The sequence below is a fragment of the Leucobacter muris genome (assembly GCF_004028235.1).
GTDB lineage: Bacteria > Actinomycetota > Actinomycetes > Actinomycetales > Microbacteriaceae > Leucobacter > Leucobacter muris.
Genome location: NZ_CP035037.1, coordinates 2,420,582 through 2,442,572, shown reverse-complemented (window position 1 = coordinate 2,442,572; position 21,991 = coordinate 2,420,582). Strand labels below are relative to the sequence as shown.

At 70.5% G+C, this 21,991-nt stretch carries 22 protein-coding genes and 1 tRNA gene; 14 read left to right on the top strand and 9 right to left on the bottom strand.

The genetic code is table 11. The annotated features are described in order from the left end of the window. Position 1: 1 nt before the first annotated feature. The 4 genes from Leucomu_RS11440 to Leucomu_RS11425 form a co-directional block, all read right to left on the bottom strand. Entirely contained in the window at positions 2-703 is a 702-nt protein-coding gene (locus Leucomu_RS11440) for a response regulator transcription factor (RefSeq protein ID WP_017883530.1), read from the bottom strand. 105 nt (positions 704-808) lie between these two features. Continuing rightward, on the bottom strand, positions 809-1,918 hold the full coding sequence (locus tag Leucomu_RS11435) for an ABC transporter substrate-binding protein (protein ID WP_128387309.1): 1,110 nt from the start codon (positions 1,916-1,918) through the stop codon (positions 809-811). Positions 1,919-1,964: 46 nt separating this feature from the next. After that, the gene (gene speB / locus Leucomu_RS11430) at positions 1,965-2,930 is read right to left on the bottom strand and encodes an agmatinase (RefSeq protein WP_407656660.1); all 966 of its coding nucleotides are present in this window, start codon (positions 2,928-2,930) and stop codon (positions 1,965-1,967) included. Between the two features lie 8 nt (positions 2,931-2,938). After that, positions 2,939-4,579 (bottom strand): 5-guanidino-2-oxopentanoate decarboxylase, encoded by a 1,641-nt coding sequence (locus Leucomu_RS11425; RefSeq protein WP_128387307.1) that lies wholly within the window; start codon positions 4,577-4,579, stop codon positions 2,939-2,941. A gap of 204 nt (positions 4,580-4,783) precedes the next feature. Between Leucomu_RS11425 and Leucomu_RS11420 the strand changes: the two genes are divergently transcribed. Continuing rightward, on the top strand, positions 4,784-5,377 hold the full coding sequence (locus Leucomu_RS11420; RefSeq protein WP_128387306.1) for a helix-turn-helix domain-containing protein: 594 nt from the start codon (positions 4,784-4,786) through the stop codon (positions 5,375-5,377). A gap of 34 nt (positions 5,378-5,411) precedes the next feature. Here the strand turns inward: Leucomu_RS11420 and Leucomu_RS11415 are convergent, their stop codons facing one another. The 3 genes from Leucomu_RS11415 to Leucomu_RS11405 form a co-directional block, all read right to left on the bottom strand. Continuing rightward, positions 5,412-7,088 (bottom strand): DNA repair helicase XPB, encoded by a 1,677-nt coding sequence (locus Leucomu_RS11415; protein WP_128387305.1) that lies wholly within the window; start codon positions 7,086-7,088, stop codon positions 5,412-5,414. A 65-nt stretch (positions 7,089-7,153) separates the two neighbouring features. Continuing rightward, the gene (locus Leucomu_RS11410; RefSeq protein WP_128387304.1) at positions 7,154-9,058 is read right to left on the bottom strand and encodes a helicase-associated domain-containing protein; all 1,905 of its coding nucleotides are present in this window, start codon (positions 9,056-9,058) and stop codon (positions 7,154-7,156) included. 14 nt (positions 9,059-9,072) lie between these two features. Continuing rightward, positions 9,073-9,339: a hypothetical protein gene (locus Leucomu_RS11405; RefSeq protein WP_041205213.1), complete on the bottom strand. Its 267-nt coding sequence runs from the start codon at positions 9,337-9,339 to the stop codon at positions 9,073-9,075. A 147-nt stretch (positions 9,340-9,486) separates the two neighbouring features. On the opposite strand from Leucomu_RS11405, the gene Leucomu_RS11400 reads away from it, so the two are divergent. Then, positions 9,487-9,864 carry a cold-shock protein gene (locus Leucomu_RS11400; protein ID WP_017883522.1) on the top strand — a complete coding sequence of 126 codons (378 nt, stop codon included), beginning with the start codon at positions 9,487-9,489 and terminating at the stop codon, positions 9,862-9,864. Beyond that, positions 9,857-10,774: a DUF3027 domain-containing protein gene (locus Leucomu_RS11395; protein WP_128387303.1), complete on the top strand. Its 918-nt coding sequence runs from the start codon at positions 9,857-9,859 to the stop codon at positions 10,772-10,774. The genes Leucomu_RS11400 and Leucomu_RS11395 overlap by 8 nt, the downstream gene beginning before the upstream one ends. Here the strand turns inward: Leucomu_RS11395 and serC are convergent. Beyond that, positions 10,771-11,889: a phosphoserine transaminase gene (serC, locus tag Leucomu_RS11390; protein WP_128387302.1), complete on the bottom strand. Its 1,119-nt coding sequence runs from the start codon at positions 11,887-11,889 to the stop codon at positions 10,771-10,773. The two genes, Leucomu_RS11395 and serC, sit on opposite strands and share 4 nt — an antisense overlap. Positions 11,890-12,044: 155 nt before the next feature. Here serC and Leucomu_RS11385 point away from each other — a divergent pair, with 155 nt between their 5' ends. The 5 genes from Leucomu_RS11385 to Leucomu_RS11365 all read left to right on the top strand — a co-directional run bounded on the left by Leucomu_RS11385 (position 12,045) and on the right by Leucomu_RS11365 (position 15,893). Continuing rightward, positions 12,045-12,737 carry a metal-dependent transcriptional regulator gene (locus Leucomu_RS11385; RefSeq protein ID WP_128387301.1) on the top strand — a complete coding sequence of 231 codons (693 nt, stop codon included), beginning with the start codon at positions 12,045-12,047 and terminating at the stop codon, positions 12,735-12,737. A gap of 88 nt (positions 12,738-12,825) precedes the next feature. Beyond that, the gene (gdhA, locus tag Leucomu_RS11380; RefSeq protein ID WP_017883518.1) at positions 12,826-14,178 is read left to right on the top strand and encodes an NADP-specific glutamate dehydrogenase; all 1,353 of its coding nucleotides are present in this window, start codon (positions 12,826-12,828) and stop codon (positions 14,176-14,178) included. Between the two features lie 271 nt (positions 14,179-14,449). Next, complete coding sequence (locus tag Leucomu_RS11375; RefSeq protein WP_017883517.1) at positions 14,450-15,082, top strand: NlpC/P60 family protein; 633 nt, start codon at positions 14,450-14,452, stop codon at positions 15,080-15,082. 95 nt (positions 15,083-15,177) lie between these two features. After that, positions 15,178-15,250, top strand: a tRNA-Arg gene (locus Leucomu_RS11370). Between the two features lie 115 nt (positions 15,251-15,365). After that, positions 15,366-15,893, top strand: a complete 528-nt coding sequence (locus Leucomu_RS11365) for a dihydrofolate reductase family protein (protein ID WP_128387300.1) — start codon at positions 15,366-15,368, stop codon at positions 15,891-15,893. Between the two features lie 84 nt (positions 15,894-15,977). Here Leucomu_RS11365 and Leucomu_RS11360 read toward each other — a convergent pair whose 3' ends face one another. Then, a complete protein-coding gene (locus Leucomu_RS11360) occupies positions 15,978-16,547 on the bottom strand; it encodes a hypothetical protein (RefSeq protein ID WP_128387299.1) in 570 nt (189 codons plus the stop codon). Between the two features lie 33 nt (positions 16,548-16,580). Between Leucomu_RS11360 and Leucomu_RS11355 the strand changes: the two genes are divergently transcribed. The 6 genes from Leucomu_RS11355 to Leucomu_RS11330 all read left to right on the top strand — a co-directional run bounded on the left by Leucomu_RS11355 (position 16,581) and on the right by Leucomu_RS11330 (position 21,892). Then, positions 16,581-17,453 (top strand): EamA family transporter, encoded by an 873-nt coding sequence (locus Leucomu_RS11355; RefSeq protein WP_228407083.1) that lies wholly within the window; start codon positions 16,581-16,583, stop codon positions 17,451-17,453. Positions 17,454-17,517: 64 nt separating this feature from the next. Continuing rightward, positions 17,518-18,264 carry a CYTH domain-containing protein gene (locus Leucomu_RS11350; RefSeq protein ID WP_164884548.1) on the top strand — a complete coding sequence of 249 codons (747 nt, stop codon included), beginning with the start codon at positions 17,518-17,520 and terminating at the stop codon, positions 18,262-18,264. Continuing rightward, positions 18,261-18,470: an HPP family protein gene (locus tag Leucomu_RS11345; RefSeq protein WP_017883512.1), complete on the top strand. Its 210-nt coding sequence runs from the start codon at positions 18,261-18,263 to the stop codon at positions 18,468-18,470. The genes Leucomu_RS11350 and Leucomu_RS11345 overlap by 4 nt, the downstream gene beginning before the upstream one ends. Before the next feature lie 84 nt (positions 18,471-18,554). Then, entirely contained in the window at positions 18,555-19,973 is a 1,419-nt protein-coding gene (locus tag Leucomu_RS11340) for an NAD(P)/FAD-dependent oxidoreductase (protein WP_017883511.1), read from the top strand. Beyond that, positions 19,970-20,329 carry a cupin domain-containing protein gene (locus Leucomu_RS11335; RefSeq protein WP_164884547.1) on the top strand — a complete coding sequence of 120 codons (360 nt, stop codon included), beginning with the start codon at positions 19,970-19,972 and terminating at the stop codon, positions 20,327-20,329. The genes Leucomu_RS11340 and Leucomu_RS11335 overlap by 4 nt, the downstream gene beginning before the upstream one ends. A 201-nt stretch (positions 20,330-20,530) precedes the next feature. Then, positions 20,531-21,892 (top strand): uracil-xanthine permease family protein, encoded by a 1,362-nt coding sequence (locus Leucomu_RS11330; protein WP_128387297.1) that lies wholly within the window; start codon positions 20,531-20,533, stop codon positions 21,890-21,892. Positions 21,893-21,991 lie beyond the last annotated feature (99 nt).

Below are 21,991 nucleotides of genomic sequence, written 5' to 3'. Positions count from 1 at the left end.
CCTACTTCGTCTCTGTCTTCAGCATGTATCCGAAGCCGCGCTTGGTCTGGATCAGCGACTCCTCGGTGAGGGGGTCGAGCTTGCGGCGCAGGTACGAGATGTACGACTCGACGATGCCGGCGTCGCCGTTGAAGTCGTACTCCCAGACGTGGTCGAGGATCTGGGCCTTCGAGAGCACGCGGTTGGCGTTCTGCATGAGGTAGCGCAGCAGCTTGAACTCGGTGGGGGAGAGCTCGACGGGGGTGCTGTCGACCGAGACCTCATGGGTGTCCTGGTCCATCGTGATGGGGCCGACGGTGAGCACCGAGTCCTCGTCCTCCTGGATGGTGCGGCGCAGCACGGCCTTGATGCGGGCGATGATCTCGTCGAGGCTGAACGGCTTGGTGACGTAGTCGTCGCCGCCGACGGTGAGGCCCTCGACCTTGTCTTCGGTGTCGTCTTTCGCGGTGAGGAAGATGATCGGGGCGGTGTAGCCCGCGGAGCGCAGGCGCTTGGTCACGCTGAAGCCGTTCATGTCGGGCAGCATGACGTCGAGGATGATGAGGTCGGGCTCTTCTTCGAGGACGGCCGAGATGGTCTGCGCGCCGTTGGCGACCGCGCGCACGCCGAAGCCCGCGAAGCGCAGGCTCGTGCTGAGCAGCTCACGGATGCTGGGCTCGTCGTCGACGATGAGGATCCGGGGTCCCTTGTTCTGCGTAGTCATGCATTCAGTCTCTGATTGCCAGCTATGAAGTCGCTGACAATATGCGGGATCGCGCGAAGGGGGCTGTGGCCCTTGCGCGATCCCGCGGGCGTCAGGGGCGGCGGCTCACGCCCCGGTCACCCATGCCGCCCAGGCCGAGGCCATCGCATCGTAGTTCTCCACCCAGAAATCGAAGTTGGGGACTCGGCCGGTCTCGAAGCGCGTGCTCGCCAGCCAATCGGACAGCGTCTCGTCGACCTGCGGCTCGGCGTGCACGTTGACCGGCGACATGGAGTTGAGCTCGGTCATTCCTGCCTGCTGATCGGCGCCGAGGAAGTAGTTGATCGCGGCGTGCGAGGCCTCGGGATCCTTCGCCCCCTTCGGGATCGCGGTCGAGTCGATCGCGACGAGCCACTCGTCCCAGACCGGCGCGATGGGGGCGCCGGCCTCGGCGGCCCCGTAGCCGCGGCCCGACCACACGAAGCCCATCACGGCCTCGCCGCTCTCGAGCTGCTGCTGGGCCTGGGCTCCGGTGCTCCAAGCGATCATGTCGTCGCCGAGGCTCTGATACTTCTCGATCGCCTGGTCGATGTGCTCGGGCTGCAACCGGTCGAGGTCCACGCCTTCGGCCATGAGGGCGAACTCGAGATTCTGCGGATCGACGTAGGTGGTCTGCGGCACCGTGCGCTTGCCGGGGAACCGGACGGTGTCGAAGAAGTCGGCCGCGCTGCGCGGCGGGTCGTCTCCGAACACCTCGGTGTTGTAGGCGATGACGAAGCCGTACATGACGTTCGGGATCATGCAGTCGTCGGTGATCGTGCCCTCGTGGAGCTCGGAGGTGTCGATCTTCGAGCGGTCGATCTTCTCGTACAGCGTGCCGCAGTTGCGGGCGGTGTCGACCTGGGAGGTGTCGACGATGTCCCACGACACGTTGCCGCTGTCGGCCATCGCCTTCAGCTTGCCCGAGTCGAAGGCGTCCATCTGCATTCTCGCTCCGGATGCTTCGGCGAAGGGCTGCCAGATGGCCTCGTCCTGGCCTTCCTGGAAGATGCCGCCCGGACCGGCGTAGGTGAGGGTGGTCCCCTCCAGCGCTCCCGGGGCGATCTCCCCGACCCGGGGCGTTCCGAGGTCGCGGTCGGGCGGCGGGGCGGCCTCGCCGCCCGAGCACGCTGCGAGGAGGAGTGCGGCGGCGCCGGTGAGCGCCACCGCGGAGGTGATGCGGGAGAGTGTCGTCATTGATTCTTCCGTTTCTTCGTCGCGGGCGACCGCGGGTGGAGGGGGGCTACCGCCCCCAGAGGGAGAGGAACTCGTAGGCGACGTGCGCCGCGGCGAGCGAGGTGACATCTGCGTGATCGTAGGCGGGCGCGACCTCGACCACGTCGGCGCCCACGACGTCGAGCGGTGCGAGTCCGCGAAGCAGGAAGAGCAGTTCGCGGCTGGTGAGGCCGCCCGGCTCGGGGGTGCCGGTGCCCGGTGCGAACGCCGGATCGAGCACGTCGATGTCCACGGATACGTAGACGGGGCGTTCTCCGAGCCTGCTGAGGATCTGCTCCAGCACCCCTTCGAGGCCCGTCGTCGAGAACTCGCTGGAGTGGACGGTCTGGAACCCGAGCGCCCGATCGTCCGAGAGATCGTGCGGGCCGTAGAGGGGCCCGCGGATCCCGACGTGCATGCATCCCTCGGGGTCGAGCAGCCCCTCTTCCGCGGCGCGGCGGAAGGGCGCGCCGTGGTGGAGCGCGGCGCCGAAGTAGGTGCCGAAGGTGTCGATGTGCGCGTCGAAGTGCAGCACGGAGATCGGACCGTGCCGGGCGGCGAGCGTCTTGATCGACGGGTATGCGATCGTGTGGTCGCCGCCGAGCACCACCAGCTTGCCGGAGCGTTCGCGGGCCTCGGAGAGGCCGTCGATCATCGCCGAGACCGCGCGTTCGATTCCGAAGGGGGTGATGGCCAGGTTGCCGACGTCGGCGACCTGGTGGTGCGCGAACGGGAACGCGTCGAGTTCGACGTTGTAGGGGCGGATGAGGTGGCTGGCGCCCCGGATCCCTGCCGGGCCGAATCGCGCGCCCGGGCGGAAGGTGACTCCCGCGTCGAACGGGATGCCGATGACACCGGCCTGCGCCTCGCCGACGTCTTCGAGGCGGGGAAGCCCCGCGAAGGTGCCGGGGCCGGAGAATCGCGGGACCTGCGAGAAGTCGACCTGGGAGGTGATCCGACCGCCATCCGGAGAGACAGTGGTGGCGTAGGGGATCTAGAGGCTCATGCGTCCGCCCCTTCGCGCAGCAGCGAATCGGCTTCGACGCGGTGCTCCGCCGGGGCCCTTACGACGATGACCGACAGCGCGGGTCGAGCCGTCGCCTCCCGCAGGGCATCCTCCAGTTCCGCGGGTGTCGTGGCGCGCGTCACCTCGGCGCCGAACCCCGCGGCGATCGCCCCGAGCTCGTGAGCGGAGGTGCGAACCCCTGCGGGCTGGATGTCGGTGCGGTCGAAGGAGATCTCGATCTCGCGGTAGCCGCCGTTGTCCCAGATGACGAGTGTGATGTTGGCGCCGAGATCGTGCGCGGTCGCGAGCTCGGGCAGCGTGAACAGCGAGCTGCCGTCGCCCGCGAGCCCGATGACGGGCCGGCCCGGTGCCGCGATGGCCGCGCCGATCGCCATGGGGAGCGCGGGGCCGAGCGTGCCGTAGCCGTAGGGGGCGAGCCAGCGCCCGGGTCCGTGCAGCGAGAGGAAGTGGTGCGACTGGTAGGCGACCTGCGCCGAGTCGGCGGTGAGGATCGCCGACTCGGGCAGCGCTCGCTCGATGGCGTCGATCCAGGGGGTGTGCGGATCCGCTTCCCGCGCCTCCGCGAGCCCGGACTTCGCGGTGGCCGCCCGCGCCGCGCCAGCCGCGCTCGCCGCAGCATTCGGCTCCTCGAGGCCGGCGAGCGCCGTCCGTGCGAAATCCGCGACCCGCATCGGCAGCGTGGGGCGGGTCTGATCCGGGTGGGTCGTCTGGGGGTCGATGTCGACTCGCACGATGTCAGCCAGGCGCGGCTCGGGCGAGCCGGTGAACAGGAACTCGAAGTCGGAGAGCTCGGTGCCGAGGGCGACCACGAGGTCGGCGTCCTCGAGCAGCTCCTGGGTGCGGGGGAAGGGCATGCTGATGCCGACATTGAGCGGGTGCTCGTCGGCGATGAGGCCCTTCGCGTTGCCGGTGAGGACGACCGGGGCGGCCAGGCGTTCCGCGAGCCGGGTCACGGCCGCGCCGTCGTGGCGGGCGCCTCCGCCGGCGACGATCACCGGGCGGTCGGAGGAGGCGAGGCGGTCGAGGGCCTCGACCAGTCGGGCCGAGATCTCCTCGGTTTCGGCGGCGGGAGGGAGGGGCGCCCGCGGGGCAGGCCGGTGGGGTTCGCCGACCTCCTCCTCGAGCAGGTCGCGCGGCACTCCGATGTAGACGGGCCGGGCGCGCTCGTGCTCCCATCGCCGGAAGGCCTCGTCGATCAGCTCGGCGACCCGCTCCGCCGAGGTGGCCGTCTCGCTGATCAGCGTGAAGGGGCGGAGCACCTCGGCGAGGTCGGGGGTGTCGTGCAGGGTGCCGCGGTGCTCGCCGAGCTGATCGCGCGTGACGGTCGACCCGATGACGAGCATCGGGATCGAATCGTGCCAGGCCTGGGCGATCGGCGTGAGGGCGTTGAGGACGCCGGGCCCCGTGATGAGGTAGCAGACGCCGGGGATGCCCGAGACGCGGGTGTAGGCGTCGGCCATGAATCCGGCGCCCTGCTCGTGACGGGGGATGGTCACGCGCAGCCCGCTGCGATCGATGTCGCGGAAGAGCTCGAGCGTATGGACTCCCGGGATTCCGAAGATCTGCTCGATCCCGTATTCGGTGAGGAGCGAGCTGATGGCCTGGCCGAGTCGCATGGTCGATGTGTCTCCTTCCGCGGACGTCGCTGTCCGCTGTCGCTCGGGTGTCCGGAGTGCCGGCGCCGAGTACCGCAGTTTTATCACGCAATACTGTGTATGGTTATACTAAACACTGCCGAAGAGTTTCGTCAACGGTTGCGGAGCGGGCAGGATAGAGGCGTCGTCGAAGACCCGGCGTCCGCTGGCAGATCGGAGCACCCCATGGCCGAACGCGGCACCACGGCTCGCCATCCGCACTCCGGTGCGACGGCCCAGCTCGCCCAGATCGGCTTCCGCCTGCGCGTCGCCCGTGAGGAGCGCGGCATGACGATCAGCAGCGTGGCGGCGTTCACCGGCCTCACCAAGGGATTCATCTCGCAGGTCGAACGAGGTCTCGCGTCAGCCTCGGTGACCTCGCTCGCGGCGATCTGCGACGCGCTCACCATGCCGATGGGCCGGCTCTTCGACCCGCCCAAGGTGTACGTCAGCCGTCACGGCGACCGCGAGCCGGCGAAGCTCATGGGGGAGGGCGTCTCCGACACGGTGCTCTCGCCTCCGGGCCAGAGCGACGTGCAGGTGATCGAGACCTGGGTCGAACCGGGCGGCGGCTTCGAACCCGAACCGTACCGTCTGCCCGTCGATCGCGAGTTCGTCGTGGTGCTCGCGGGAACGCTCGAGCTGCGCATCGAGGCCGAGACGTATCTGCTGGGCGAGGGAGACTCGGTGAGCTTCGACGCGTGCCACGCCCACATCTGGCGCAACCCGTCGGAGCGCGAGCGCACCCGGCTGATGTGGGTGCTGACCTCCCACGTGTGAGGCGTGCCCGGAGGGGTCGGGCGGCCTCGGCCGCCTACACCTCGTGCGCGTCGAGAATCGTGTAGCTGTACCCCTGCTCGGCGAGGAATCGCTGGCGGTTCTGCGCGAAGTCCTGGTCGACGGTGTCGCGCGCGATGAGCGTGTAGAACGACGCCGTGATGCCGGCGGCCTTGGGGCGCAGCAGACGGCCGAGGCGCTGCGCCTCCTCCTGGCGCGAGCCGAACGATCCCGAGATCTGGATCGCGACCGACGCGTCGGGAAGGTCGACCGAGAAGTTCGCGACCTTCGAGACGACGAGGATCCGCTCTTCGCCGCTGCGGAACGCCTGGAAGAGCTGCTCGCGCTCGTCGACGGGGGTCTGGCCGGTGATGAGCGGCGCCCCGAGCGCGTCGGACATCGCCTCGAGCTGGTCGATGTACTGGCCGATCACGAGCACGCTCTCGCCGGGGTGCTTCTCGATGATGCGCTGCGCGATGCGCTGCTTCTCGGGGGTCGACGAGGCGATGCGGTAGCGATCCTGATCCTCGGCGACCGCGTAGTCCATGCGTTCCGACTCGGGCAGCTCGACCCGCACCTCGAAGCACGCGGCGGGGGCGATGAAGCCCTGCGCCTCGATGTCTTTCCACGCGGCGTCGTAGCGCTTCGGGCCGATCAGGCTGAACACGTCGCCCTCGCGACCGTCCTCGCGCACGAGCGTGGCGGTGAGGCCGAGGCGGCGGCGCGCCTGCAGGTCGGCGGTGAGCTTGAATACGGGGGCCGGCAGCAGGTGCACCTCGTCGTAGACGATCACGCCCCAGTCTTCGGCGTCGAGCAGCGAGAGGTGCTGATACTCGCCCTTCCGTCGGCTCGTGAGGATCTGGTAGGTGGCGATGGTGACCGGTCTGATCTCCTTGACCTGCCCGGAGTACTCTCCGATCTCGTCCTCGGTGAGCGAGGTGCGGCGCAGCAGCTCGTCGCGCCACTGGCGAGCCGAGACCGCGTTGGTGACGAGGATCAGCGTCTTCGCCCCCACCTCGGCCATCGCCGCCGCACCCACGATCGTCTTGCCGGCGCCGCACGGCAGCACGACCACGCCCGAGCCGCCGCGCTGGAACGCCTCGACCGCCTTGGCCTGGTAGTCGCGCAGGTGCCAGCCCTGCTGCTCGAGGTCGATGCCGTAGGGTTCGCCGGGGGTGTAGCCCGCGAGATCCTCGGCGGGCCAGCCGCGAGACACGAGCTGCTGCTTGAGTTCGCCGCGCGCCCAGGGCTCGAGCGGGTAGGTGCGCTCGTCGATGCGGTTGCCGAGCAGCGGGGCGATCTTCTTCGCGCTGGTGACCTCGCGCAGGATCGCCGGGTCGTCGGAGCGCAGCACGAGCTGCGGGGCCGCGGTGTCGTCGGCGGACGGGGAGGCCGGCGCCTCGTCGCTCGAGAGGCGCTCGATGGTGAGGCGCCCGTAGCGGCGCATCGTGTCCTCGATCTCGCTCGCGACCCCGGCGGGCACGGGGAACTTGGCGTAGCGGTTCAGCGTGCCGAGGATCTCTTCGGCGGTGTGCCCGGCGGCGCGCGCGTTCCAGAGGCCGAGCCGCGTGACCCGGTAGGTGTGGATGTGCTCGGGGGCGCGCTCGAGCTCGGCGAAGACGGCGAGCTCGTGGCGGGCGTCTTCTGCGTCGGGGTGCGCGACCTCCAGGAGCACGGTGTGGTCGCTCTGCACGATGAGGGGCCCGAGAGTCATAGCTGTCGATTCTACGCGGCGCGGATTGGAATCTTCTGCTGGGGATGCCGGTTCGGAGGCCGGGATCAGGCGGGGTCGACCGCGGTGATCGTGCTGATCGGCAGGGTGCGCTCGACGCCGGCCCCCGCATCGCTCGCGCGCAGGCGCCCCGCGTTCACCGAGACCGGCAGCAGTGTGAAGGTGCGGCTCTCTCCGCGGGCCTCGGCGGTGACGCGCACGGGGCTGCGGTCCCGGATCGCGAGTTCGAGTCGACGCGTGAAGTCTCCCGCGCCCGGTTGGGAGTGCGCGGCGGCGAAGACGCGGTCGACGAGCGCCGCCAGGGGCTCCGACAGCTGCGGTTCGGCCGGCGCGCTCGACGCGGCGGCGGGATCCTCGGGAGGCGCCGGTGCATCGTCCCGGGGCGCGCCTGCGACGGATGCGCCCGCGGCGGCAGGCGTCGCGGTGCGCGAGCCGGGTGCGGGATCCGCGGATCGCCTGCCCGTGGCGTGGTAGCGGGCGTCGGCGAGCGCGGCGAGCACGTGGTCGATGCGCAGTCGGGAGAAGAGCGTGGTCTCGCCCGCGGCGGCGGTGCCCGGGGCCGCGGACCGCGCGACCGCGGGGGCTCGCCGCAGCTGGAGGTGCTGCAGCGCTCGGTCGACGAGCAGGGTCTCGGCGAGGTCGGGGCGCGCGACCGTGATGCGGGTGCGGCCGCCGTCGCCATCGTGCTCGTCGACGATGATGCTGCCGAGCCGCTCGGCGAGCGACCCCAGCAGGTAGTCGAGCGGCTGGGGGATGCCGGTGAGCGAGAGCCGATCGAACGCAGCCCGGGCCTCCGAGGCGGGAAGCCCGCGCTGCAGTGCGGACGACACCGAGGCCTCGGTGATGCGGCGGGTCGAGGCCACGCCCACGTGCTCGGGGGCGGTGAGCGAGGCCAGCAGGGCCTCGTCGCCGGGGGAGAGGGGGCCGGGGACGACGACGCTGAGGTCGGGCTGCACGTAGACGCCGGGCGAGGCCGCCGGGAAGATCCGATCGATCAGGGCGCCCGCCTCGGCGCGTTCGCCGGCGAGCAGCCGCAGTGCGACCTCGCTGAGGCGTCCCCGCACGGTGAGGCCGAGGTGCTCGGCATCGGCCGCGAAGGATCGCGCGGCGGCGAACTCCGCCTCCGGCAGCAGCGGGAACCTCTGCGGCAGCGCCGCCGCGGCTCCGGCGAGATCGGCGGTGTCGCCACTCCGCAGCGTCGCGCTCAGTTCGGGGCTCATCGACACGAGCGTCGCCTCGGCGAGGGCGGCCCAGCGGGCGGCGGGGGCGGCGTCGAGCCACGCGGGGGCGCGGGACGACGGGATCAGCGCCGCGTCCGAGACCGCGGTGCTCGTGAGCGCGGCCCGGTCGAGGGCGGTGAGCGTGCGTGCCAGCGGGTCGGCCTCGATGCGCGTCGTCTCGGAGAGCGCTCGCACCGTCGCCACCGCGACCGTGCCGGTGCGATTGAGGCGTCCGGGCCGCTCCCTCAGCGCGCGCAGGCTCTCCGCCGCCTGCGCCACGGCCGTGAGCCCCGTCGCGTACCAGGAGTGCGAGCCGTCAGCGGCGGCTGCGCCGGGGGTCTCCGCGGGGGCGGGCTCGTCGGCCTCGAGCGTCAGCGACCCGGCGTCGATGCCCGCCGCCTGGAGCGCGTCGCGCAGCACCGCCTCCACCTCGGGCAGCGGCACCGGATCGGATCCGCCGTGCCGCTCCTCGATCCCGAGCAGTCCGAGCCCCGTCAACAGCGCGAGCTCCGATGGAGCGGCGCCGCGCGGATCCAGCAGCGCGGCGAGACCGCGCCGATCGAGGCCCGCCAGCGTGCGCGCGACCGACTCCGGGCGCAGCAGCTCGGTGGCGAGGCCGATCGGATCGAGCACACTCGCGGGCGACTGCACCCGCCGACGGCGCACGAGCGACTGCAGCGCGGAGCGATCCATCCCCGCGACGGCGGAGGCGAGCGCGAGGATGCCGCTCATGTCGTGAGGGGCGCTCAGCGCCCGTGTTCGCGCCGGAACTCGGCGCGGCGCCTGCGCTGGCTCAGGATCAGCAGAAGGATCAGCAGCACGAAGCCGACGGGCAGACCGAACAGTGAGAAGCCGTAGACGAACGGCCACAGGCCCTCGGCCATGGCGAAGCGGTCGTTCATGCCCACGATGAGCGTGGCGAAGAACGACAGGAGCGCCACCGCGATGATGGTGAGCGAGGCATACGCGAGAATGCGCTCGAGAAGCGAGGGGGAGCTGGGTTCGGTCGACATCCGGTCCATTTTACCGCGGGATCCGCTGCGTGTACTGCGAAGCTCGGCCGGATAGACTTGACCGGGTATGCGATCACGCGGTGATCGCGGTTCAGGAAGCGGAAGATCCGAGCAGCGGAGATCCGCCGGACAGGAGAGGAACGAGGCATGCCGAACGGCAAGGTCAGGTTCTATGACGAGGCGAGGGGCTTCGGGTTCATCCAGGGTGATGACGGAGCGCAGGTGTACCTGCACGCGTCGGTGATCCCTGACGGTGCCGACGTGCAGCCCGGAACGCGCCTGGAGTACAGCGTCGCCGACGGCCGGAAGGGGCCGCAGGCGCTCTCGGTGCGCGTGCTTGACACCCCGCGCCTCGCGAAGCGCAACCGCAAGTCGGCCGACGAGATGGCGGTCATCGTCGAAGATCTCGTGAAGCTGCTCGACGGGCTCGGCGCCAGGCTCAAGAAGGGGCAGTACCCCGAGCGTGCCCAGTCGCGCAAGGTCGCCACCATGCTTCGCCACGTCGCGGACGATTTCGATGTCTGAGCCGCACGAGGCCGCGGCCGAACCCGCGGAGCAGGCGCCTGAGACCGTCGGGGCGAGCCCCGAGGCCGCAGCGACCGAGGTCGTGCAGCCCGCTGAGACCGTGCAACCCGCTGAGGCCGCGGCGGTCGCCGCGAGCGAGCACGCCGATCAGGCGACTCCCACTGCCGACCCCGTGCTGCTCGCCGCCCGCGAGCAGGCCCGCGAGGCACTCACGGAGATCGCCGACGCGGGGTCGATCGGCTCGGACGCCGGTTACGAGGCGCACGAGGATCACGTGCTCACCCTCTTCTTCGAGTGCCGCCTCGCCGGCTACCCCGGCTGGCGGTGGGCCGCGACGCTCGCCCGCGTCGACGAGCAGTCGCCCGTCAACGTGCTCGAGGTCGAACTGCTGCCCGGCGAGGGCGCGGTCGTGGCGCCCGAGTGGGTGCCGTGGTCGGTGCGGCTGGCGCAGTATCGCGAGGCGCAGGCGAAGCAGGCGGCCGACGAGGCCGCGGCCGCCGAGGCTGCGGCGGCCGAGCTCAGCGACGAGGACGACGTGGACGCCGACGCCGACATCCTCGACAACGACTTCAGTGACTTCGACGACGAGATCGACGGGGTCGACCTCGAGGAAGACTCCCACGACGACTCCGATGACGACGACTTCGATGAGGACCGCGAGGACGACGCCGACGAGACCGAGCTGTTCGACGAGGATACCGACGACGTCGATGACTCCGATGACGACGAAGACGACGACGCCGACGAGCCGAACGAAGACGATGACCACGATGGAGAATCCGGCTCCGCCGCCGCGCAGGGGGGGGCTCTGAGGAGGAGTGACCGGGCGCCCGTACGACAGAGCCCCTCCGATCCCGAGGATCGGAGGGGCTCTGTCGTACGGCGACCCGCGCCGAGCGCGTGCGACTAGCCGAGGCGCTCGAGCACGTAGTCGATCGCGCCGGTGAGCTTGCGCACGTCGTCGGGCTCGATCGCGGTGAACGTCGCGACGCGCAGCTGGTTGCGGCCGAGCTTGCGGTAGGGCTCGGTGTCGACGATGCCGTTCGCGCGCAGCGCCTTCGAGATGGCCGTGGCGTCGACGGCGTCGTCGAAGTCGATGGTGACGACCACCTGCGAGCGGTGGTCGGGGTCGGCCACGAACGGGGTGGCGACCGCCGACCGCTCGGCCCAGTCGTAGAGCACCTGGGACGATTCGCGGGTGCGATCGGCCGCCCAGGAGAGGCCGCCCTGGGCGTTGATCCAGCGCACCTGCTCGTCCATGAGGCCGAGGGTGGCGAGCGCCGGGGTGTTGAGCGTCTGGTTCTTGCGGGAGTTCTCGATCGCGCCCGCGAGGTTCAGCGTCTCGGGGATGTAGCGGCCCGAAGCGGTGACGCGCTCGATGCGCTCGATCGCGGCGGGCGAGACGAGCGCGAACCAGAGGCCGCCGTCTGAGGCGAAGTTCTTCTGGGGCGAGAAGTAGTAGACGTCGACCTCGTCCGCGTCGAAGTCGATGCCGCCCGCACCGCTCGTCGCGTCGACGACGGTGAGCGATCCCGCGTCGCCGGCGACGCGGCGCACCGGCGCCATCACGCCGGTCGAGGTCTCGTTGTGGGGGTAGGCGTACACGTCGACGCCCGCGACGGGCTCGGACTGCGATCGCGAGCCGGCGTCGGCGCTGCGCACGTCGGGCTCGTCGAGGAACGGGGCCGAGGCCGCGGCCTTCGCGAACTTCGCGCCGAACTCCCCGAAGGTGAGGTGCTGGCTGCGGCGCTCGATGAGCGAGTGGACGGCGGAATCCCAGAACGTGGTGGCGCCGCCGTTGGCGAGCAGGATCTCGTAGCCCTCGGGAGCGCGGAACAGCTCGGCGAGGCCCGAGCGCACGCTGCCCACCAGATCCTTCACGGGGGCCTGGCGGTGCGAGGTGCCGAGCACCCCCGGCTGCAGCGAGGCGAGGAAGCTGAGCTGCTCGTCGCGCACCTTGGAGGGTCCGCAGCCGAAGCGGCCGTCGGCGGGAAGAAGGTCGGATGGGATCGTGATGTCGGCCATGCGTCATATCTTATCGACGGCCTCGGACGCGCAGCGACCGGGCCGCGACGGGCGGCCGCCCGCATCTCGGGTCGCGGAACGCCCCCGAGGATGCTCTAGGCTGGTATCCCTGGCGCCCGGCGCCGCGTGTGCAACTCCGTGCAGAGGAGACGGCGATGACTGATCTCATCGATACGACCGAGATGTATCTCCGCACCATCCTCGAGCTCGAGGAAGAGGGGATCGTGCCGTTGCGCGCGCGCATCTCCGAGCGACTCGGGCACTCCGGCCCCACGGTGTCGCAGACCGTCGGCCGCATGGAGCGCGACGGTCTCGTGATCGTCACCGACGACCGTCGACTCGAGCTGACCCCGGACGGGCGCATGAAGGCGGTGCACGTCATGCGCAAGCACCGGCTCGCCGAGCGCCTGCTCGCCGATGTGATCGGCCTCGAGTGGGAGTACGTGCACGAAGAGGCCTGCCGCTGGGAGCACGTGATGAGCGAGCGCGTCGAGCGCAAGCTCCTCGACATCCTCGGCCGGCCCACCGAGTCGCCCTACGGCAACCCGATCCCGGGCCTCGAGGAGCTCGGCGGCGTCCGCACGGGCGCCTTCCAGACCGGCGTCACCGGGCTGGGGGAGCTGCTCATCGAGTTGGACCGCTCCGTGTCGGCGAACATCAAGCGCCTCGCCGAGCCGATGCAGGTCGATCCCGAACTGCTCGAGCAGCTCGCGGCGGCGGGCGTGGTGCCCGGCCGCTCCGCCACCTTCACGCGCAACGGCGATGTCGTGCACGTCGAGGTTGACGGATCCGAAGAGGCGATCGACCTGCCGTTCGAGGTCGCCGCCCACATCTTCGTCTCGGTGTAGAGACGAACCCGCGCGAGCGGGTGAACCTGTAATCGGCGGGTCTGCACCGACCCGTTCGCAATGGAGCTGATAGACCGAGGAGTCCACGTTGTCGCTGCCCACCCCAGAGGTGCATCTCCGCGCCGTAGCCGAGACCGTTCAGCACCGCAGTGCCGCGGAGCCCGAATTCCTGCAGGCCGTGCACGAGGTGCTCGACACGCTCACCCCGGTGCTCGCCGAGCACCCGGAGTTCATCGAGGGGGGCATCCTCGACCGGCTGGTGGAGCCCGAGCGGCAGCTGATCTTCCGGGTGCCGTGGACTGACGACTCCGGCATGGTGCGGGTGAACCGCGGCTTCCGCGTGCAGTTCAACTCGGCGCTCGGCCCCTATAAGGGCGGTCTGCGCTTCCACCCCTCCGTGAACCTCTCGGTGGTGAAGTTCCTCGGTTTCGAGCAGATCTTCAAGAACGCCCTCACCTCGCAGCGCATCGGCGGCGGCAAGGGGGGATCGGATTTCGATCCGAGCGGCAAGAGCGACGCCGAGGTGATGCGGTTCTGCCAGAGTTTCATGACCGAGCTCGTGCACCACATCGGCGAGCACACCGACATCCCCGCCGGCGACATCGGCGTGGGCGCCCGCGAGATCGGCTTCCTGTTCGGCCAGTACCGTCGCATCACCCAGCGCTACGAGGCCGGGGTGCTGACCGGCAAGGGCGTGGGCTGGGGCGGCGCCGAGGTGCGCACCGAGGCCACCGGCTACGGCGCCGTGTTCTTCGCCGAGGAGATGCTGCTGCGCGCGGGCGAGGGGATCGAGGGCCGCAGAGCCGTGGTCTCGGGATCGGGCAACGTGGCCACCTACGCGATCGAGAAGATCCAGCAGCTCGGCGGCAAGGCCATCACCGCCTCCGACTCGGGCGGCTACGTGGTCGACGAGCAGGGCATCGACGTGGATCTGCTGAAGCAGGTCAAGGGCGTCGAGCGCGCCCGCATCTCGGAGTACGCCGCGCGCCGGCCGGGCGCGCACTTCGTGCCCACCGGCGCGGTGTGGGACGTGCCCGCTGAAATCGCGCTGCCGTGCGCGACTCAGAACGAGCTGAACGTGGATCACGCCCGCGCGCTGATCGCCGGCGGCGTGCGCGCGGTCGCCGAGGGCGCCAACATGCCCACCACGCCCGGCGCGGTCGAGCTGTTCCAGGAGGCGGGCGTGCTGTTCGCGCCGGGCAAGGCGGCCAACGCGGGCGGCGTCGCGACGTCGGCGCTCGAGATGAGCCAGAACGCCGCGCGCTCGCGGTGGGACCGCGACAAGAGCGAGTCGCGTCTGCACGACATCATGCGCGACGTGCACGCCGCCACCTACCAGGCGTCGGAGCGGTACGGCCGCCCGGGCGACTACGTGCTCGGAGCGAACTCCGCGGCCTTCGTCACCGTGGCCCAGGCGATGCTCGAGCAGGGCGTCATCTGATCTCTCGGCGTCGAGAGACTTTCGGCCCCTCGAACAGCCCGAGATCCCTGAAGTTTCAAGGGAGGTTGAGGGTTTCGTGACCCGAGCGTGACATTCCCGTGATCTTCGGTTACTCTTGAATGGTCGCGGCTCGAAAAGGCCGTTTCTCACGCAGAGAACCGCAAAGCAACGTTAGGCAGATAATCTCGTGATTCAGAACCCCAGCACGGAGCTCGTAGCCTCCGGTGACGCCGCTCGGTCGACCTCAGGGAAGGCGAAGCGAATCGCACAGATGGCGGGTGCTGCGGCACTCAGCTTCGGACTGGTAGGCACCTTCAGCCTTCCCGCCTACGCGACCGCTCCCGATCCCGAGGGCGGCATCGACGGCTACCAGGCCCCCGCCCAGTCCCTGCAGACCGTGCAGGTCGACGAGACCGTGGTGCCCATCGCCGCACCCGAGGGCGAGGTCGGCGCCGACGTTCTCGCACAGGAGCGCCAGCAGCAGGAGGCCGAGGAGGCCGCCAAGCGCGCCGAGGAGCTGCAGGCCCAGCAGGTCTCCACCTCGTCGTCGTTCTCGGGCAAGGACATCCCCGCGGGCGTCGGCGCCCAGGGCATCGTCAACGCGGCCCTCGCCCAGCTCGGCGTGATGCAGGACTGCACGGCGCTCGTCGAGAACTCGCTGCGCGCCGTCGGCATCCCCGCCGGTGACCTCGGCACCCAGATCGGCGAGTACACCGGCCTCGGCGGCACCCTCGTCACGAGCGGCGACTACGCCCCCGGCGATGTGCTGATCTGGTCGGGCCGCCACGTGGCGGTCTACATCGGCAACGGCCAGGCCGTGCACGGCGGCTACGGCGGCAACCAGACCGTCGTCGCGGGTGCCTTCATCGACGGCGCCCCCAGCGGCGTCGTGCGCTTCGGCTAAACCCGAGAGATTTCACACAGCGGGCGGGGTTTCGACCCCGCCCGCTGTGCTGTCTCCAGACTGCTAGACTCGCAGAGGCCCCGCAGCAGGGCCGCGCCTTGGTAGCTCAGTGGATAGAGCACTTCTCTCCTAAAGAAGGTGTCGGAGGTTCGATTCCTCTCCAGGGCACGTACTCGGTCGCTACGCTCCCTCGTGCCCTGTCGAGGTGTGGGCATGAACCTTCAACGTGGCCCGGGGGCGGGCCACGCGGCGTGGCCGCGCCGCGAGCGGTTATCGTGGGGTCATGTCCACCCACTTCTACACCGCGTCGAGCCTCGACGGTTTCATCGCGACCCCCGACCACTCGCTCGAGTGGCTGTTCGCCCATGACTTCGACCTCGAGGGCCCCATGGCGTATCCGAGCTTCATCGAGGGGATCGGCGCACTCGTGATGGGCGCCTCGACCTACGACTGGCTGCTGCGCAACCAGCAGGAGTGGGAGTACACCCAGCCGACGTGGGTGTTCACGCACCGGGAGCTGCCGGTGCTCGAGGGTGCCGACGTGCGCTTCGCCCGGGGGAGCGTGCGAGAGGTGCACGACGAGATCGCCGCGTCGGCCGGCGACCGGGACGTCTGGGTGATGGGCGGCGGCGATCTCGTCGGACAATTCGCGGAGGCGGGCCTGCTCGACGAGTTCTGGGTGCAGTTCGCACCCGTGACGCTCGGCGAGGGCCGGCCGCTGCTGCCTCGCCATCTCGAACTCGAACTCATCGACACGGCGCGTAATCGCGACTTCGTCTGCGCCCGGTACCGCGTGCGCGTCGGGAGCTAGGGTGCGCCTCCGGGCGGCGCTCGCGCCGCGCTGTCGCGGCGGTGGAGCGCGACGCCGGACCGGCCGAGGGGCGGCGTCCGCCTCCTACAGCGGCGGGTCGATGAGCAGGTCCGCGCGCTCCGCGAGGAACGACGCGAGCGTGGGCGCCCCGGCGAGAGGGGCGCCGGCGCGCCAGCGCACGCGCACCTCGCCGTCGGCGAAGCCGACAGGGCTCTCTACCGCCGAGGTTTCCGTCTCACCAGAGGGGGCTGTGGCGGACGAGGCCAGCGACGCCGCGTCGAGCGGGATCGGAACGGCATCGAAGTTGACGGGAGATCCGACCTCGTAGCCGCCCCGCAGCGCGGCCGCGGCGATCTCGCGGCGCTCTTCCCGCGACACCGACTGGTAGCCGGGTCGCCCCCGCTCCGCGGCACGGGTCGCCCGCCCGGCCGCGTACAGGCTCGCGTCTGCGCCGAGCAGCAGGGCGCCGAGGCGCCACACTTCGCCCAGCCCCCGCATGGTGGCGGGCCGGGTCCACAGCAGCACGCGCCGCGGTGGCACGTACTCGGCGAGCGACTCCGCGGTCACCGCGACTTGGCGCAGCTTCGCAACGGTGTCGACGCACGCCTGCATGGCGCGCTCCGCGGCGCCGGAGATGTCAGCGTCAGCCGTCATCCGGCCAGTGTATCCGCGGTTAGACTGAGGCCGGTGACCACGTCTCCAACTGCGCAGGCCTTCGCGCGCCGCGCCACGATCCGCGCCATGCTTCTCGTGCTCGTCGGGGCGATCGGCGTGCAGTCGTCGGCCGCCATCGCCATCGGGCTGTTCGACGCGCTGGGGGTGCTCGGCACGAGTTCCGTGCGCATGGTGATCGCAGCCGTGATCCTGCTCGCGGTGTTCCGCCCCGCGCTGCGCGGTCGCACCGGGCGCGAGTGGACCGGGATCGTGCTCTACGGCGTCGCGATGGCGGCGATGAACGGGTTTCTCTACCTCTCGCTCGGCAGCCTGCCGCTCGGGGTCGCCACGACCATCGACTTCCTCGGCCCGTGCCTCGTGGCGCTCGCCGCGTCGAGGCGGCCGCGCGAGGGGCTGCTCGCGGTGGCGGCGCTCATCGGTGTCGGCCTGATCGCGGGCTTCGGCGGCCCGTTCGATTCGCTGGGTCTGCTCTTCGCGGCCCTGGCGGGCGCCTCGTTCGGCCTGTACACCCTGCTCGCGGCGCGGGTGGGCCAGTCCAAGGGCGGGCTGTCGAGCGTCGCGCTGTCGGTGGTGGTGGCGGCGATCCTCATGCTGCCCTTCTCGGTTCCAGCCGTGCCGCTGCTGCAGCCGCAGCACCTCCTGCCGCTGCTCGCCTCGGCGCTGTTGGGCACGGCGCTCGCCTTCACCGTCGACACCATGGCGGGCAGGCTCACCTCTGCGCGGGTGCTGGGCGTGTTCTTCGCGTTCGACCCGGTCGTGGGCACCGTCATCGGCACCCTGTTCCTCGGGCAGCTGCTCACGCCGGTGGCGGTGGGCGGCATCGTGCTCGTGGTGGCGGCCGGGGCGGGCATCGTGTGGTCGGCGGGGGATCGGCGCTCCCGGTAGGCAGGGAGCGAGCCGGCGCGAGGGCTGCCGGGATGCCTCGTCCGGCAGCCCGTATGCTGTCGGTGTGACGGATCAGGCGGATGGGCCGGGAGCGGAGACGCTCGAGGTGGAACGGAAGTACGAGGCCGGCGTCGAGTTGCGGCTGCCGGACGCGGAGGCGTTCCGCGCCGCAGGCTTCGAGGCCGGGGCGCCCGTCGTGCAGCAGCTCTCGGCCCGCTATTTCGACACCCCCGAGGGGGATCTCGCGCGCCGCGGTTTCGCGGTGCGCTCGCGACACGGCGGCAAGGACGCGGGCTGGCACATGAAGCAGCGCACCGAGGGCGGTAATCGTGAGCTGCTGTGGCCTCACGGCGACGAGATGCCGGCGGAGCTGCGGCGGGAGATCGAGGCGCGGATCGGCGTCTCGCCCGACCGGCTCGTGCCGATCGCGGCGCTCGAGACGCGGCGCACCACCGTCGTGCTGCGTCACGACGGGAGGGAGGTCGTCGAGTTGGCTGACGATCGGGTGCGCGCTCGCGAGGGGGCGACGGGGGTTCGCCGAGCCTGGCGCGAGTGGGAGGCCGAGCTGTTGCCGGGGGCCGGCATCGGCGCGGACGCCGCCGACCCGGAGGGGGCGGCCCTGCTGGATCGTGTCGAGGCGGTGCTGCTCGCCGCGGGGGCGACGCCGTCGCTGAGCTTCGCCAAGATCGCCCGGGCGACGGGTCAGCTGGTCGCAGTCGCGCGCGCGAAGGGTGCGTCCGAGGAGCTGCTCGCCGCGCTCCAACGACTCGATGCCTCCGACCAGCGTGCGGCGCGTAGTCTGGAACCATGAGCAGCGGATCGAAGTCCCGGAAGCAGCGCGGCGAGCAGGACGGGCCGTCGCCCGCCGCGCGGCGCAAGCAGATCATCGTGGCGCTGGTGATCGGCGCCGTGGTGGGTGCGGTCATCGCGGTGTTCACGCAGTTCTGGCTGTGGGTGCCCGCGGGTCTCGCGATGGGGCTCGCCACGGGGGCCATCATGAAGCCGCCGAGCGACTAGATGCGCGTGATGTAAACGCCATTGACATTCACATTTACATTGTGACGGCGATGTGCGAGGATCAGTGAGGAAATCGAGGATCCCATGCAACCCACCATTTTCGAAACCAACCGCCCCGCCGCGAAGATCATCGACGACTCGCTGGCCGACACGAAGCTCGGAGTCTTCTGGACCGAGGACGCCGCCGACGCCGCCCGCTATCCCGCGCTCGACGGCGATCAGCGCGTCGACGACGCCGTCGTCGGCGGCGGATACGCCGGCCTGTGGACCGCGATCAAGCTGAAGACCGAGCACCCCGACCGCCGCATCGTGCTGCTCGAGGCTATGCGCATCGGCTGGGCCGCGAGCGGCCGCAACGGCGGCTTCTGCGAGGCGAGCATCACCCACGGCGAGCCCAACGCCGAATCGCGCTGGCCCGACGAGACCGGCACCCTGCGCCGCCTCGGCTACGAGAACCTCGACGCGATCGAGCGCTTCATCGACGAGAACGGGCTCGACGTCGACTTCGAACGCACCGGCCAGCTCTCCGTCGCGAACGAGCCCTACCAGACCGAGTGGCTCGGCGAGAGCGAGGACCCGCACGTGGTCGCGCTCGACCGCGAGCAGGTGCAGCAGCGCATCAAGTCGCCGACCTTCCTCGGCGGTGAGTTCTCGCCGCGCGAGAACGCCAACCTGCATCCCGCCAAGCTGGCCGCCGAACTCGCCCGTCACGCCGCCTCGATCGGCGTCGAGATCTACGAGCAGACCCCGGTGAAGCGCCTCGACGGCTCCGCCGAGGCGCCGATCCAGCTCACCACCGACGCCGGCACCGTCATCGCCGAGCGCGTCGCCCTCTGCACCAACGTCTTCCCGTCGCTGCTGAAGCGCTACCGCTTCCACACCGTGCCCGTCTACGACTACGTGCTCATGACCGAGCCGCTGACCGACGAACAGCTCGCCTCGATCGGCTGGGACGGTCGCGAAGGACTCGCCGACATGGCGAACCAGTTCCACTACTCGCGGCTCACCAAGGACAACCGCATCCTCTGGGGCGGGTACGACGCCGTCTACTTCTCGGGCGGCCGCATCAAGCGCGAGTACGAAGACCGCATGGAGAGCCACCGCAAGCTGGCCAGCCACTTCTTCACCACCTTCCCGCAGCTCGCCGGCGTCAAGTTCACGCACCGCTGGGCGGGTGTCATCGACACCTCGACCCGGTTCTGCGCGTTCTTCGGCCAGGCCTACGGCGGGCGCGTGCAGTACGTCGCGGGCTTCACCGGCCTGGGCGTCGGCGCCACCCACTTCGCCGCCGACGTGATGGTCGACCGCTTCGAGGGCCGCGTCACCGAGCGCACCGAGCTCGAGATGGTCAAGCAGGTGCCGCTGCCGTTCCCGCCCGAGCCCGCGGCTTCGATCGGTATCAACCTCACACGCTGGTCGCTCGACCGCGCCGACCACAACGACGGCAAGCGCAACGTGCTGCTGAAGACGCTCGACGCCCTGGGGCTGGGGTTCGACTCATGAGCGGGTTGCTGCCGAACGACATGAACCTGACGGTGAACGGCACCGCGACCGGCGTCGAGCTCGAGGCCGTGCCCGCCGAAGACGTCGTCTCGGGCTCCCCGCAGCAGGGCATCGCGGAGCTCGGCGCGATCGGCGGCGCCGAGGCCGGCATCTGGGAGTTGCGCGGGGGCGTGGTCACCGACACCGAAGTCGACGAGCTGTTCGTGGTGATCTCGGGCAGCGCCCTCATCGAGCTGGTCGACGAGGATCGCACCGTCGAGCTGGGCCCGGGCGACGTGATGCGCCTCGTGGCCGGCACCCGCACGCGATGGACCGTCGAGGATCACATCCGGAAGGTCTACATCGCCGCCGAGTGACCGAGCGGAATCGGGCGCGCCTCGCTCCGGGTGGAGCGAGCGGCGAGCGCGAGCGGAGCGCGGAATCCCAGACGGATCCCGCGCCCCTGGGTCCGCGCCGGACGGGGTCGCTCCACGATCCGGGTGACACAGGCGCGACTCAGCGCATTAAGATAATGCGTTGGCGCGAGCGCGCCGATCCCGAACCCGAAGGAGCCACCGATGGCGCTGCCCTGGAAGCTGCACCGAGACGGCAAGCACGTCTCTCCCGACGCGATCGTGCTGCCAGAGGAGCGCATGAGCTGGCCGCGCACCATCGGCTTCGGGGCCCAGCACGTCGTCGCCATGTTCGGCGCGACGTTCCTCGTGCCGCTCATCACGGGTTTCAGCCCCACCGCGACGCTGTTCTTCTCGGGCCTCGGCACCCTGCTCTTCCTGCTGATCACCGGCAACCGCCTGCCGAGCTACCTCGGCTCGTCGTTCGCCTTCATCGCCCCGATCATGGCGGCGGTCGCCGGCGGCGACGACAGCGCCGAGGGCCTCGCCCGGGCCTCCTTCGGCATCCTCGCCATCGGCGTGCTCATGGCGATCGTCGGCATCATCGTCACCAAGTGGGGCACGGGCTGGATCAACGCCCTCATGCCCCCCGTGGTGATGGGCGCGATCGTCGCGCTGATCGGCTTCAACCTCGGCCCGGCCGTCAAGAACAACTGGAACGCCACCGAGCTCTCGGGCTGGGTCGCGCTCATCACGCTCATCGCGATGCTGCTCATCACCGTGCTGTTCCGCGGCCTCATCGGGCGCCTCTCGATCGTGCTCGGCGTGGTCGTCGGCTACATCGCGGCCGTCGCCATGGGAGAGGTCGACTTCTCGACGGTCAACGACGCGGCCTGGATCGGACTGCCCGCGTTCCACGCGGTCGGCAACCCGTTCGCCGACCCCACGCTCTGGGGGCTGCTGCCCGCGTTCCTGCCGGTCGTGCTCGTGCTCATCGCCGAGAACGTCGGCCACGTGAAGAGCGTCGGACTGATGATCGGCCGCGACCTCGACCCCGTGACGGGGCGCGCGCTGCTCGCCGACGGCGTCTCGACCGTGCTCGCCGGCTTCGGCGGCGGATCCGGCACCACCACCTACGGCGAGAACATCGGCGTGATGGCGGCCACCCGCGTCTATTCGACCGCGGCCTACTGGGTCGCCGGCACCATCGCGGTGCTGCTCAGCTTCTCGCCGAAGATCGGTGCGCTCATCAACACGATCCCCGCGGGAGTGCTCGCGGGCGTGACCGTGGCGCTCTACGGCCTCATCGGCCTGATCGGCGTGAAGATCTGGATCGACAACAAGGTCGACTTCGGCAAGCCCATCAACCAGTTCACCGCCGCCGTCGCGCTGATCATCGGCATCGCCGACTTCACGCTCGAGCTCGGCGCCGTGGTGTTCAACGGCATCGCGCTCGGCACCATCGCGGCGATCGCCGTCTACCACCTCATGAACGGCCTCTCCCGGGCGCGCGGCGGCGAGGTGCAGGTCGCCGATCCGGTGGTGACCGCCGAGACCGGCGCGACCCGGGTGACGGCCGAGCAGTAGCCGCACGGGTCGGGCGGGGCACCGGCCCCGCCCCTCCCGCGAAACACCGCCGACGTTGCGACGTTTTTCGGTCCGGCCGCTTAGGGTGGCCATGTGTGG

What these genes read in the sequence shown, in the direction of transcription:
- Leucomu_RS11440 (WP_017883530.1), bottom strand. Translation starts at nt 703, where the DNA reads ATGACTACGCAGAACAAGGGACCCCGGATCCTCATCGTCGACGACGAG.
- Leucomu_RS11435 (WP_128387309.1), bottom strand. Translation starts at nt 1,918, where the DNA reads ATGACGACACTCTCCCGCATCACCTCCGCGGTGGCGCTCACCGGCGCC.
- Leucomu_RS11425 (WP_128387307.1), bottom strand. Translation starts at nt 4,579, where the DNA reads ATGCGACTCGGCCAGGCCATCAGCTCGCTCCTCACCGAATACGGGATC.
- Leucomu_RS11420 (WP_128387306.1), top strand. Translation starts at nt 4,784, where the DNA reads ATGGCCGAACGCGGCACCACGGCTCGCCATCCGCACTCCGGTGCGACG.
- Leucomu_RS11415 (WP_128387305.1), bottom strand. Translation starts at nt 7,088, where the DNA reads ATGACTCTCGGGCCCCTCATCGTGCAGAGCGACCACACCGTGCTCCTG.
- Leucomu_RS11410 (WP_128387304.1), bottom strand. Translation starts at nt 9,058, where the DNA reads ATGAGCGGCATCCTCGCGCTCGCCTCCGCCGTCGCGGGGATGGATCGC.
- Leucomu_RS11405 (WP_041205213.1), bottom strand. Translation starts at nt 9,339, where the DNA reads ATGTCGACCGAACCCAGCTCCCCCTCGCTTCTCGAGCGCATTCTCGCG.
- Leucomu_RS11400 (WP_017883522.1), top strand. Translation starts at nt 9,487, where the DNA reads ATGCCGAACGGCAAGGTCAGGTTCTATGACGAGGCGAGGGGCTTCGGG.
- Leucomu_RS11395 (WP_128387303.1), top strand. Translation starts at nt 9,857, where the DNA reads ATGTCTGAGCCGCACGAGGCCGCGGCCGAACCCGCGGAGCAGGCGCCT.
- serC (WP_128387302.1), bottom strand. Translation starts at nt 11,889, where the DNA reads ATGGCCGACATCACGATCCCATCCGACCTTCTTCCCGCCGACGGCCGC.
- Leucomu_RS11385 (WP_128387301.1), top strand. Translation starts at nt 12,045, where the DNA reads ATGACTGATCTCATCGATACGACCGAGATGTATCTCCGCACCATCCTC.
- Leucomu_RS11375 (WP_017883517.1), top strand. Translation starts at nt 14,450, where the DNA reads ATGGCGGGTGCTGCGGCACTCAGCTTCGGACTGGTAGGCACCTTCAGC.
- Leucomu_RS11365 (WP_128387300.1), top strand. Translation starts at nt 15,366, where the DNA reads ATGTCCACCCACTTCTACACCGCGTCGAGCCTCGACGGTTTCATCGCG.
- Leucomu_RS11360 (WP_128387299.1), bottom strand. Translation starts at nt 16,547, where the DNA reads ATGACGGCTGACGCTGACATCTCCGGCGCCGCGGAGCGCGCCATGCAG.
- Leucomu_RS11345 (WP_017883512.1), top strand. Translation starts at nt 18,261, where the DNA reads ATGAGCAGCGGATCGAAGTCCCGGAAGCAGCGCGGCGAGCAGGACGGG.
- Leucomu_RS11340 (WP_017883511.1), top strand. Translation starts at nt 18,555, where the DNA reads ATGCAACCCACCATTTTCGAAACCAACCGCCCCGCCGCGAAGATCATC.
- Leucomu_RS11335 (WP_164884547.1), top strand. Translation starts at nt 19,970, where the DNA reads ATGAGCGGGTTGCTGCCGAACGACATGAACCTGACGGTGAACGGCACC.
- Leucomu_RS11330 (WP_128387297.1), top strand. Translation starts at nt 20,531, where the DNA reads ATGGCGCTGCCCTGGAAGCTGCACCGAGACGGCAAGCACGTCTCTCCC.